Source organism: Streptomyces sp. NPDC050418 (assembly GCF_044458745.1).
Lineage (GTDB): Bacteria > Actinomycetota > Actinomycetes > Streptomycetales > Streptomycetaceae > Streptomyces.
Genome location: NZ_JBITIG010000008.1, coordinates 370847 through 383450 on the forward strand (window position 1 = coordinate 370847; position 12604 = coordinate 383450).

Annotated in this window: 10 protein-coding genes; 5 read left to right on the plus strand and 5 right to left on the minus strand. The window is 70.8% G+C overall.

Translation table 11 applies throughout. The features are described from left to right. Positions 1-168 precede the first annotated feature (168 nt). From ACIBI4_RS21815 to ACIBI4_RS21835, 5 genes are all read left to right on the plus strand, one after another. On the plus strand, positions 169-1575 hold the full coding sequence (locus tag ACIBI4_RS21815; RefSeq protein WP_399205618.1) for a hypothetical protein: 1407 nt from the start codon (positions 169-171) through the stop codon (positions 1573-1575). After that, positions 1572-1982: an SHOCT domain-containing protein gene (locus ACIBI4_RS21820; protein WP_399205619.1), complete on the plus strand. Its 411-nt coding sequence runs from the start codon at positions 1572-1574 to the stop codon at positions 1980-1982. Before ACIBI4_RS21815 ends, ACIBI4_RS21820 begins: the two co-directional genes overlap by 4 nt. 57 nt (positions 1983-2039) lie before the next feature. Beyond that, on the plus strand, positions 2040-3398 hold the full coding sequence (locus ACIBI4_RS21825) for a chloride channel protein (RefSeq protein WP_399205620.1): 1359 nt from the start codon (positions 2040-2042) through the stop codon (positions 3396-3398). 3 nt (positions 3399-3401) lie between these two features. Then, positions 3402-4421, plus strand: coding sequence for a TIGR00341 family protein (locus ACIBI4_RS21830; protein ID WP_399205621.1), 1020 nt, complete (start codon positions 3402-3404; stop codon positions 4419-4421). Between the two features lie 245 nt (positions 4422-4666). Next, positions 4667-9781, plus strand: coding sequence for a DUF5979 domain-containing protein (locus ACIBI4_RS21835; protein WP_399205622.1), 5115 nt, complete (start codon positions 4667-4669; stop codon positions 9779-9781). Positions 9782-9923: 142 nt separating this feature from the next. Here the strand turns inward: ACIBI4_RS21835 and ACIBI4_RS21840 are convergent, their stop codons facing one another. The 5 genes from ACIBI4_RS21840 to ACIBI4_RS21860 form a co-directional block, all read right to left on the minus strand. Further along, a complete protein-coding gene (locus ACIBI4_RS21840; RefSeq protein WP_399205721.1) occupies positions 9924-10166 on the minus strand; it encodes a hypothetical protein in 243 nt (80 codons plus the stop codon). 117 nt (positions 10167-10283) lie between these two features. Continuing rightward, positions 10284-10610, minus strand: a complete 327-nt coding sequence (locus ACIBI4_RS21845; RefSeq protein WP_399205623.1) for a hypothetical protein — start codon at positions 10608-10610, stop codon at positions 10284-10286. Between the two features lie 19 nt (positions 10611-10629). Beyond that, entirely contained in the window at positions 10630-11136 is a 507-nt protein-coding gene (locus tag ACIBI4_RS21850; protein WP_399205624.1) for a putative immunity protein, read from the minus strand. Further along, positions 11133-11798, minus strand: coding sequence for a cysteine hydrolase family protein (locus tag ACIBI4_RS21855; protein WP_399205625.1), 666 nt, complete (start codon positions 11796-11798; stop codon positions 11133-11135). The genes ACIBI4_RS21850 and ACIBI4_RS21855 overlap by 4 nt, the downstream gene beginning before the upstream one ends. Before the next feature lie 179 nt (positions 11799-11977). After that, positions 11978-12469 carry a GNAT family N-acetyltransferase gene (locus tag ACIBI4_RS21860; RefSeq protein WP_399205626.1) on the minus strand — a complete coding sequence of 164 codons (492 nt, stop codon included), beginning with the start codon at positions 12467-12469 and terminating at the stop codon, positions 11978-11980. Positions 12470-12604: the final 135 nt, after the last annotated feature.

The following is a 12604-nucleotide window of genomic DNA, read 5'->3' on the forward strand; positions in this document are numbered from 1 at the left end:
GCCCGTCCGCATGCGGAAAGGGGTCCCGGTTGGCCGGGCCGGGTGACGCACTGGGCCGGATGGCTGACGGGCGGGCCCGGCCCCGGGTCACCCGTTCGGCCCTCCGTGGATCGCCACCGCCTTGGCCCCGGGTTTCGCTGAGCGTCACGGAACCGGGAGGTGGGCGACGTGCCCGACGAGACGAGTGCCTCGGACGAGGTCGAGCGCCTGCGCGCCCGCGTCGCCGCGCTGGAGGCCGAACAGGCGGCCCGGGCCGGACAGTCCGCCTCGACGGGGAGCGGCCGCCCCCGGCGCCGCGGCCGCTCCGCGCTCGCGACCGTCCTCATCGTCATCGGCTGTCTGCTCGCTCCGCTGAGCGTGGTGGCCGCATGGGCCTCCGGTGTCATCGGCGACACCGACCGCTATGTGTCCACGGTGCAGCCGCTGGCCTCCGACCCGGACGTCCAGGACGCCGTCGCGGCCCGTGTCACCGACGTCGCGATGGACCACATCGACCTGGGCGACCTGCTGACCTCCGCCGCGAGCGACGAACGCCCGCTCCTGGAGAAGGCGTTGGGCAGGCTCGGCGACTCCCTGGAGGACTCGGTCCGCAGCTTCGTCAACGACAAGGCGCGCGACGTCGTCGACTCCAGCGCCTTCGAGACGCTGTGGACCGAGGTGAACCGCAAGGCGCACGCCGCCATGAACAAGGCCCTCACCGGCGACGGCGGCGGTCTGGTGAAGCTCGACGACAACACCGTCACCGTCGACCTCGCGCCGGTGGTCGAGCAGGTCAAGGAGCGCCTCGTCGACTCCGGTCTGACGCTCGCGGAGAAGATCCCCGAGGTCCACACCGAGTTCGCGGTCGCCAAGTCCGAGGACATCACCAAGGCCCGTACGGGCTTCCGGCTGCTGCAGCTCGTGGGCAACTGGCTGCCGGTGCTCGCCCTGCTGCTCATCGCGGGCGGCGTCCTGCTCGCCCGCAACCGCCGCAAGGCCGTTGTCACCGCGGCCCTGTGCACGGCCGTCGCGGTGGGGCTGCTCGGCATCGCGCTGACCGTCTTCCGGCCCGTCTACCTCGACGCGCTCCCGGCGGGCGTCTCGCAGGGCGCGGCCGGCTCGGTCTACGACACGCTGACGCGATTCCTGCGTACCACCGTCCGCATGGTCATCGCGCTCGGTGTCGTGGTCGCCCTGGCGGCCTGGCTCACCGGGCGGGGCCGCCGGGCTTCTCTCGTACGCAACCTCTGGTTCTCCGGCATCGGCGCCGTCCGCTCCACCGCCGACCGCGCGGGCCTGAAGCTCGGGCCGGTCGGGCCCTGGGCCGCCGCGCACCGCCGGTGGATCGTCTGGGTGCTCATCGCCGCCGCCGTCCTCACGTACGTGCTCTGGAGCTACCCCACGGGCTGGGTCGTCGTCGGCCTCGCGCTCGCGCTCCTGTTCGCGCTCGCGGTCGTGGACTTCCTGGCCGGACCCCGCGACCACCCCGAGGCCACCGGCCCCACCGAGGCCGCCGGCCCCACCGGCCAGGAGGCCACCGAAGCCACTCCCGACACCACCACCCCGGAAAGCCCCTCACAAAGGAGTACGCGATGACCCTCGCCTACGACTACCCGATACTCAGCCTCTTCTGGACCATGCTCCTGCTGTTCTTCTGGGTGCTCTGGTTCTTCCTGCTCTTCAAGATCATCGGCGACGTCCTGCGCGATGACGACCTCAGCGGCTGGGGCAAGGCGGGCTGGCTGATCTTCACGATCCTGCTGCCGTTCCTCGGCGTCTTCGTCTACGTGATCGTCCGCGGCCGCTCCATGGGCGAACGGGACGTGGCGCAGGCCAAGAAGGCGGAGGCCGCGTTCAAGGACTACGTACGCGAGGCGGCCGGCTCCGAGGGCGGGCAGGGCCCGTCCCGTACCGACGAACTGGCCAAGCTGGCGCAGCTCAAGGAGAGCGGTGCGCTCACCGAGGAGGAGTTCGTCAAGGCCAAGGAGAAGTTCCTCGCCTGAGCCCCGAGAGCCCCGGCCCTCATGGCACGCACGTAACGGACAGGCGGGAGCGACGACTTGAACGCCACTGGGGAACAGAGCCCGCCGGAGACCGGCCCGGCCCTGCTGCGCAGCACCCTGCTCAGCCCGGGCTACCTCCGGCTGCTGCTGCTCTGCGCCCTGACCGGCGTCCCGATCGCTCTCGCCTGCTTCGCGTTCCTCACCGCGAGCCACGAGATCCAGCACGCCGTCTGGGAGAAACTCCCCGACGCCCTCGGCTACGACCGCGCACCCTGGTGGTGGCCGCTGCCCGCACTGCTCGTCGCCGGACTGATCCTCGCGCCGGTCATCACGCGCATGCGCGGTCACGGCGGTCACGTCCCGGTGCACGGACTCGGCGGCGCGCCGCTCGGCCCCGCCGATCTGCCCAGCGTGGTCCTCGCCGCGCTCGCCGCCCTGCCCCTCGGTGTCGTCCTCGGCCCCGAGGCGCCCCTGATGGCGATCGGCGGCGGACTCGCGCTGCTGGCCGTGAAGGGGATGAAACAGCAGGCCGCCCAGGGCGGCGCGGCCGCGGCCAAGGCCCCGATGCTGCTCGCCACGGCCGGATCGACCGCGGCGATCTCCAGCATCTTCGGCGGCCCGATCATCGCCGCCGTCCTCGTCGTCGAGAGCGCCGGACTCGGCGGCGCGGCCCTCGTGATGCTCCTGCTGCCCTGCCTGATCGCCAGCGCCACCGGCGCACTCGTCTTCACCGGGTTCGGCGACTGGACGGGCCTGTCCATCGGCGCCCTGTCCCTGCCGAAGGTGCCGCCGGACATGACGCCCGACGCGGGCGACTTCCTGTGGGGCATCCCGATCGCCGCCGTCATCGGTGTGGCCGTCGCGTACCTGCGCGGCCTCGGCTACGCGGTCGAGCGCTGGGTGGCGCACCGGACCGCGCAGCGCATCGTGCTCTGCGCGCTCGGCGCGGGCGTCCTGATCGCCCTGTACGCGCTGCTCACCGACCGCTCCCCGGAAGAGGCCGCGCTCTCCGGCCAGGCCACGCTCGGCGCCCTCGCCGCCGATCCGCACAACTGGTCCGTGGTGGCGCTGCTGCTGCTGTTCCTCTTCAAGGGCTTCGCCTGGACGCTCTGCCTCGGCAGCCTGCGCGGCGGCCCGATCTTCCCGGCGATCCTGCTCGGCGGCGCCGTGGGCCTCGCCTGCTCCGGCCTGCCCGGCCTCGGCACCACCCCCGCGCTCGCGCTCGGCATGGCCGCGGGCAGCGCGGTCGTGACGGGACTGCCGCTGAGCAGCTCGGTCCTGACGGTGCTGCTGCTCGGCAAGGACGCCCACAACCAGATGCCCGTCATCGTCGTCGCGGTCGTCGTGGCCCTGGTCGCCGCCCAGCTCGTGCCCCGGCGCGACAGCCTGCCCGCCGCCCTGCCGGACGGAGCCTGACCCATGGCACGTGTCGACGCGGCCGCCGCACGGCGGATGACCGAGGCCCTGTTCATCGAACGCTCCCTGCGCAGCCCCAGTTCCACCCGCTTCTGGGCGCTGCTCACGCTCGCCTCCGTGATCGCCGGCGCCGGCGTCATCGGCGACTCCACGGCCACCGTGATCGGCGCGATGATCGTCGCCCCGCTCATGACCCCGATCCTGGGCAGTGCCCTGGCCCTGGTCCTCGCCGACCGTGACCACGTGCTGCGCAGCGTGCTCCTGGTCCTGCTCGGCGCGAGTGCCGTCGTCGCCATCGGCATGCTGCTCGGCTGGGTGGTCTCGCCACCGGACGCCTTCGCCTCCAACAGCCAGGTCTCGTCGAGGATCAGCCCCCGGCTGATCGACCTGTTCGCGGCCCTCGCGACGGGCACGGTCGGCGCGTTCGCCCTGGTCCGCACCGATATCTCGGACACCCTGCCGGGCGTCGCCATCGCCATCTCGCTCGTCCCTCCGCTGGTGGTGACCGGCCTCCTGATCACCGTGCGCCGCTACCACGACGCGGGTCAGTCGGCCCTGCTCTTCGCCACCAACGTGGCCGCGATCGTGGCCACCGGCACCATCGTCTTCCTCGTGTACGGAGTGCGGGAGGCCGCGGCCGAAGCGGGGCTGACCGTCGGGCAGTTCGGCGGCCGCACCCTGGCCGTGGTCCTCGGCGTCGTGCTCCTTGTCGCCGTGCCCCTCACCGCGGGCACGGTCACGGTGGCCCGTGACCGCTCCCTCGTGGCCGACGCCCGCCCGGTCGCCGAGGCCTGGGCCGCGACCGGCCACTGGCAGATCGCCTCCGTCGAGGCCCGTAACGGCATCATCGTGATCGGCGTCCTGGGCCTTCCGCCCCAGCCGGCCCCCGCGGCCCTGCGCACCGCACTCGACCGCCACGGCATGCGCGACGCGGACCTCGAACTCCACCTCGTGGGCGGCCGCACCCACTGGTGCCCGGCGGACACGGACACCTGCACGGTGAAGGAATCTGCCCGCAGCTGAGGCCTCGTCCTGTCTGACGCGTCCTGTCCGGCTCGTCCCGTCCCGCTCGTCCCGTCCGACGGTATGTGTGCTGCATACGGCTGTATTCCCGAAGCGCCCGGGACCCTCCGGGGCGTGGCGCCCCATTATTCGTACTAATGCGTCCGTAGGTTCGGCCGGAATCGCACAGGCAGCGGCCGCGTGCGCGCGGAGACGGACCAGGCAGTCGCCACCGCGGCGCATCCCGGCACGGACGAAGGATCTGCATGCCGGGAAACAAGCGCGGGCCGGCCCGCCTCACCCTCAGTACGATCACAGCGCTCGCGCTGCTGTACGGCGCCCAGGCGGTCGCGGTACCGGCTGCCGCGAAGGCGCCCGACGACCCGCAGAGCTCTGTCAGCATCACCAAGACCAATGACACCGGCGGCGAACCGCTGGAGCCCGGCGACGATTTCATCTACACGCTCACCGCCCAGTGCTCGGGCCTGACCGTGGACTGCGTGAACTTCACGGTCACGGACACCCTGCCCGAGGGCCTGGACGTCACGAGCCTGCCGCAGTCCACCAGCACCCGCGATGTCACGTACGACGAGTCGACACGGCAGCTGACGATCGTCTACAAGGAGGCCCTGCAGAACCCCGACGACGAGACGGGTCTGCGGGCCGGCCAGGCAGGCAGCATCGAGATCGGGATGAGGGTGCCTGCCGACACCCAGCTCACCGACGGCACGACCATCACCAACACCGGTGAGGTCAAGGCCGACAACGCGCCCGCCCACACCGCCGACACGGATGTCACCATTTCCATCCCGCGCGTGGTCAAGCCCGTCGCCACCAAGACCTGGGAGGACGGCTCCGCGGTTGCGGGCAGCGGTGAGACGAGCACGATCACCCTGAACGTGCGCAACCAGTCCTCGTCCTCGGCGGAGGTCACCGAACTGTCGGTGTCCGACAGCACCGAGGAGACCTTCGAGAACTTCGACTTCGTCAGCGCCTCGGTGACCCGCTTCCCGAAGGGCGCCGACACCGCGCAGCTCGTGGTCACCACCGCCGGCGGCACGACCCGCACCGGCCCCGCGATCACCGAGCCCGGCGAGCTGCCGCTGCCGGCCGGCGTGGACCCGGAGGACGTGGTCGGCTTCGAGGTGGTCTTCACCAACAGCGACGGTGACCCGCTCCCGTACGACGAAACGGGCGGCACCGTCGAGGTGGAGATGAAGCTCCGCGACACCAAGCGCTCGGACGACTCGCCGCTGCGGCCCACCGACAAGGTCACGGTGGACAACTGCGCGACGCCCGCCGTCGAGGAGGCCACCGAGGGCGCGGTCGAAGGCACCGAGGCCTGCGACACGTACGACATCCTGCCGGACATCCTGGTGCTCCAGCCCACGAAGCGGTTCTACCCGGACACCAATGGTGACTTCGGCGGCGCGGCCGACACCGGCGAGCACGCGGTGCTCGGTGAGAACTCGCCGGTCAGCACCGAGGTCGACGTCAAGAACGCCTCGCCGTTCCCGGTGAAGTCGATCACCATCATCGAGCCGTCCGCGGACACGCCCAACGAGTTCGACAAGATCGACGTGGACAAGGTGCGGCTGCGCTTCCCCTCGGGCGCCACCGAGGCGAAGCTGACCGTCACCTACGCCGACGGCACGAAGTTCGAGGAGACGTACACCGAGAACACCACGGTCGACGTCGCCAAGGCCGGCACCACCGTCACCAAGGTCGAGGTGACCTACACGGGCGTGGACGAGGACGGCAACCCGACCATCGCCGAGGGCACCACCGCCGGTCTCGACCTGCACGGCACCCTCACCGACGACGTCACCGCCGAGGACCTGCCCGCGGGCACCAGCCCCGGTATCGACAACTGCGCCTCGTACAAGGGTGACGCGGGCCGCACCGACGGCAGCGGCACCGCCGCCGGCGATGCCTGCAAGAACCTGGCGATCGAGTCACCGAACACCTCGGGCAGCGGCACCAAGGACTCCTCGCAGCAGGAGATCCCGGCCGACCAGCCGATCACCATGAACCTGAAGGTGAGCAACAACGGCAACAAGCCGCTTGTCTCGCCGGTGGTCACCGACCCTGCGGCAGGCCCGGACGGCGCCCCCGCCTCCACCTCCCCGTTCGACGTCCTGCAGATCACCTCGGTGAGCGTCAGCCCCTCCGACGCCCCGGTGGACCTCGAACTGTGGGACCCCGAGGCGGACGGCGGTTCCGGCGCCTGGGTCCCGTATGACGCGAGTGATGCCGCACTCCTCGAGCGCGCCACCGGCGTCCGCGGCAGCTACGACGGCGAGATGTCCCCGCAGACAAGCTTCACGGTCATCATCGTCGCCGAGCGCCGCGAAGGCGTCCCGGACGGCACCACTCTGCAGAACTGCTACTCGATCGACGCGGGCGGCGACTACACGCCCGGCGCCCCGGTCTGCGGCCCCTCGATGGACACCGCACCGGCCTCCGACTCGGCCTCCCTGAACAAGTCGATCAGCCCGGGAACGCTCCCCGAATACGTCCCGGGTCTGCCGCGCCAGCACGCCGACATGTCGCTGACCATCGCCAACACCGGCAACATGTCCGCCAAGACGCTGCAGATGACCGACCGCGACGAGGACTTCTTCGACGCCGTCGACCTCGTCTCCATCAAGTCCAACCAGATGCCCGCCGGCGCCAACCGCGTCCAGATCGACGCGTATGTCGACGGGGAGTGGGTGAACGGCACCCCGTCCTCGTCGGCGGCGCTGCCCGCCGGAGTGAACGCCGCGGACGTCACCGGCATCCGCGCCACCTACAGCTCGACCAGCACCAGCAACGACGGCTATGTCATCAAGCCGCTGTGCGGCGGCAGCAGCTGCTCCGGCATCCTCGTCCTCGACGTCAGCCCCCGCCACTCCCTGCGCTCCAACGGCGAACCCGTCCCCAGTCACCTGGAGGACACGGTCAGCGGCAGCTTCCTCACCAAGCTGCAGACCGACGGGGACCCCAAGGCGATCGACCCGGTCGACGCCACCCTCGACCTGGTCAAGGGCACGCCCCGGCTCACCGTCAGCAAGGACCCCGACACCGTGCTCTCGCCCGGTGCGGACGCTCCCTTCTACCTGAAGGTCACCAACACGGGTACGGCCAACGTCCCCGACCTGCTGGTCAAGGACCTGCTGCCCGAGGGCATCGAGTTCGTCGACACCTTCGACGGTGACAACGGCGAGCCGTACAAGGTCATCAACACCAAGGTTCCCGAGGGCACCCCCGCCGTCCCGACGCCGGTGTTCACACCGACGTCGAGCGGTGACCGTATCTCCGCCCTCGCCTGGGACTTCTCCGAGGACGCGGACGGCAAGCCGTGGGTCTTCGCCCCCGGAGCCACGCTCACCATCGAGATCCGTGTCCGCCTCGAGCCCGGGATCGGCGCCGGTGACGTGGTCACCAACGAGACCGGCGCCACCTCCTCCGACGAGGACCTCGCCTGCGAGGGCACCTCGGAGACGGACGGGGACTTCGGCGAGGGTCTCTACTGCACCGACACCGCGACGCTCACCGCCAAGTCGGGCGCGGCCTTCGCCGCCCGTAAGTGGGTCTCCGGCAACGACGCGCTCGGCTGGTACAACTCCCGTACCAAGAAGACCGTCCCCGTCGGTGACCCCTCCTGCCTGGCGACCACGGACGCGGAAGGCCGCAACTACACCGCCAACCCCTGCATCGCCCTGGTCAACCCGGGCGACGAGTACCACTACCTGATGCGGATCCAGAACTCCGGTACGGAGTCGGGTACGGCGATGCGCATCGTCGAGCGCTTCCCGGTCCAGGGCGACCGCGGCGTGCTCCTCGACCAGGAGCGCGGCACCGCCTGGGACAAGCGCCCGACGCTCGCCTCGGAGCCGCAGCTCACCGGCCCGGGCACGATGACCACCTCGTACGAGAACACCGAACCCCTGTGCACCGACGACCTGCACATGGGCGGGGCGGGCTCCAGTGAGCCTCAGTGCCCGGCCTCCGTGTGGGACGACCCGTACAGCGCGCAGGCCGTCGGCGCCCGCTTCGACCTGAAGTTCGCCCCGGCCATGGCGCCGGGCGAGACGGTGGACATCACCTGGGCGATGGACACCCCGCTCGACGTGAAGAAGAACGGCGACCCGACGATCGCCTGGAACTCCTACGCCCACAACGAGACCACGGACCGTGCGGGCAGCCCGCGGGTCCTGCAGCCCAACGAGCCCATCCAGGTCGGTGTCGCCCTCGCCTACGGCGACCTGAAGCTGGTCAAGCGGATCGGGGACAGCCCGGACTCGCTCGACCCGGTCCTGGCCAAGGTGCCGTTCACGTTCCACGTCACCTGCGTCATCCACCCGCAGGGCGGCGACGACCGCACGGTCATCGACGCCGACTACAAGGTCACCGCCGACAAGCCAGTCACCGTCACGGGCATCCCGGCCGGCGCGGACTGCGAGGTCTACGAGACCTCGGCCCACGGCGGCCAGGCCACCCACACCAAGGACGACCCGCTGGAGGTCACGATCGAGCCCGGGCTCGGCACGACCACCGTCGAGACGGCCCGGATCACCAACGCCTTCCGCTTCGGCGAGCTCAAGCTCGTCAAGGAACTGGCCGGTGACGGTGCCTCGTACGCGAAGGACCGCACCTTCGACGTCAAGGTCACCTGCGCCCTGCCCGGCGCCGACGGCAAGCCGTCGCACCGGATCCTCACCAAGACCTACGAGGTGACGGCCGACAAGCCCGTGACCGTCAAGCCGCTCCCGGTGAACACCCGTTGCTGGGCCGCGGAGGTCGACACGGGCGGCGCCGACACCGCGGTCGTCGATCACGGCACGCCGCGCACGGCGGTCGTGATCACCGAGGACGGTGCGGAGGAGCAGGCCACCATCACGGCCACGAACACCTTCAAGGCGGCGAGCCTGACCGTCACGAAGAAGATCATCGGCGAGGACGAGGCGCTCTCCTACTCCTTCACCGTGGTCTGCACGACCGCGGAAGGTGATGTGGCACTGGCCCCGGGTGACGCCAAGTTCACGCTCGGCGCCGGTGAGAAGAAGGTCATCTCGGTTCCCGATGGCGCCCACTGCACGGTCACGGAACGGGACGTCGCGGCCGAGGCCACGGTGACCTACGCGAACTCGGAGGGCGACAAGGACGGCTCGGTCGACGTGAAGGGTTCGGCATCGGTGACGGTGACGAACAAGTTCCCGCCGCCGCCGAACCCGGACGGCCCCGACAAGGACAAGGACGACGACAAGGGCGGCTTCCTGGCCCACACGGGCCCGGACGACTGGACCACCACGATCGGCGCGCTGTTCGTGACGCTGGTCCTCGCCGGAGCCGGGATCCGCTGGGCGGCCGGCCGGAGGGAGCGGCTGATCGCGTAAACGCCTGCTGAAGTGACGGTGCCGCCGCCGGGGTCTGCTCCGGCGGCGGCACTGTTGTGTGTACGGGCTTTTGCTGTACGGGCCTTTGCTGTACGGGCCGTATGCGCACGGTTGTCGGGCGTACGGTTGTCGGGCGTACGGGTCACGCCGGCCGGCGCGCGAACAACTCCAGGTGGCCGCACTGCGGGCAGCGGAACGCCTCGATCCGCCACCGGGGCCGCCCCATCCGCCGGGCACCGCCGAAGAGCCCGCGCTCCAGGCGTCCGGGAATCCACCGGGCGTACCCCTTCGCGTACTGCCCGTCGTCCTCGACGAATCCCTCTCCCAGCCCGACGGTCCCGCACTGGGTGCAGCGCTGCAGATGCGCGTCACTCGCTTCATCCATGGGCTTCATGAGGGCAGCGTAGGAAGGGGTTGTCATGGCCGTGTCCCCATCGCACCCCAACCGGGCTGCAGCGCACGCGTCTTCGGGTGCGGCTCCCCGCGTCTTCGGCGGCCGCGCTCACCACCCGCGGTCGTTGAGCACATACACCTCCGACCGCAACACCTCACCCCCGTCGAACGGCTCCACGGAGTAGGACACCCGGTTCGACGCACTGCTCAGCCACGGGTTCGGCACCCGCACGATGAGGGGGATCCCGGCATCCGTCCCCCACACCCGCACCGGCTCCTCGTACCGCGTACCGCGTGCCTCCCAGTGCACGGTGACGACATCGTTCGCCCTCATCCCGGGATACGGGGGCACGCGCACGGTCAGCGGCGCGGTGTACTCCCAGTCGAGAAACCCGTCCGGCGCCTCCAGCACCGTGGGCGCAGGCAGCAGTTCCACGAACCTCACTCCCCTCGGGTCAGCCCTCCTCGAACACGTACCAGCAGATGCTGTTCCGCAGCCGCTGGTCGTCGAGCACGAGGTCACGGATCTCCTCGGGCAGCCGCTCCCGCTGCCACCGGCACTCGGCCCGCCCCGCGTCCTCGCCCTCGGCCGCCCGCACCGCCTTGATCGCGTACGCCGCGGCCCCCAGCTCATGCGCGGCGACGTGCGCGACGACGGCAGCCTGCCCGGCGGCATACGCGGCATGCCGCGCCGCACCCTTCAACTCCCGCGCGGCACCCATGGCATGCCCACCGGACGCCCGCGTCTCCATCATCTTCCGCTCGCCCCGCACCCAGGCGCGTACGTCCTCGATCGCCTGCCGCGGCCGGGTGTCCGCGGGCTGCTCGGCCTCGAAGTACCCGAGCACATGCTCGGCGCACTCGGCGGCCCACAGGGCGAGCAGCCGATGATGCTCGTCGGTGAGGGTGCCGCCCCGCCGGAGCGTCACGAACCGCGGGTCGCGCACCTTCGGCAGAATCACTCCGCCGCACTCCCTCCGGTCACGGCCGCGACGATCCCCGCCGTACCGAGCGGATGCACGCCGAGCCCGGCGATCTCCTCCAGACCCTGCTCGCTCACACGCGAGACGGCATCGGACGCGAGCACGACGCGGTAGTCGCGCTCACAGGCCTGGATGATGCTGGCCCGCGGGCAGTTGGGCAGATTGCACCCGGCGAACACAAGCGTGTCGACCTTCAACTCGGTGAGCAGCTCCTGGAGCGAGGTGCCGTAGAACGCGCCCCACCGCGGCTTGAACACGGCGTACTCGCCGGGCCCGAGCACCTGAGGCACGCCACTCGTCACCATCTCCCCGTCCACCTCGGGAGCCCCCTCCTGCGCGATCCCCTCGGCCAGCCAACTCCCCTCACTCCCGGGCGCGGCCAGCTCCACTCCGCTCTCCAACAGGCGCCGCCGCACCGGCTCGGCGTTCCCGCCCCCGACCTCGTACAACCGCACCACATGCACGACGGGCCGCCCGGCCTCCCGGAACGCCTTCGCCAACTCCCTGAGCTGCGGCAGCACTTCACTCGTGCCGGGTATGCCGTACGGCGCCTCGGAGAGGAAGTCGCGCTGCACATCGATGGTGATGAGAGCGGAGCTCTCGAAGTGAGGCTCGGTATACGGATCCCGAACGCCGCTCATGTTCCCCATGCCGTCCCCCAGCCTCGTCGTGCGTGCCGTACTCCTGATACTCGCGGTCTGCTGCGCAGCGGACCCACAAGAGACCGTACAGACGACCACTGACAGCGCCGTGACCGCGGAGCCTTGCCTACCAGCGACGCCCTGTCCGTCCGCGACGCCCCGCCCACCCGCCCGTCAACTCACCCAAGATCCTTGGCAAACCAATGATCCGCCCTACCGTGCCCCTCGTACGGCGCGGTCTCCTCGTACCCGCTCGTCGCGTACAGCGCCCGCGCCTCGGTGAGCGGACTGTTCGTCTCGCACACCATGCGCGTGGCCCCCAGCTCGCGCCCCGCCTCCTCGGCGGCCGCGAGGAGCCCTCGCCCCAGCCCCGTGCCGCGCCCGGCATCGCGTACGAACATCCGCTTGAGCTCCGTCGTCCCCGGCACGAGCGGCAGCAGCCGCACCCCGGCACAGCCGAGCAGCTCCCCACTCGCGCGCCGCGCCACCAGAAACTGCCCCGTGGGCGGGGCAAGATCGTCATGCGGATCTCGGCCCATGGCCCACCGCAACTCGGCCTCCACGGCCGGCCGCCCCATGACACGTTGCGCGATCTCGGCGAAGTACTCCCACATCACGCCATCGATCTCGGGACCGGTGACGTGCTCTGGCCTGATGGTCCATACGGGCATGCAGGGAATGGTCGACCACGGGGCGGGGGCGTGTCTACGATCCCGGCAGCGCGTGGAAGGGCTGTACGGGAGGGACCTGTGGGATAAGGCGTGGGGGTGGACGTGATGGGGGACATGCCTGAGACATCCGTGAGC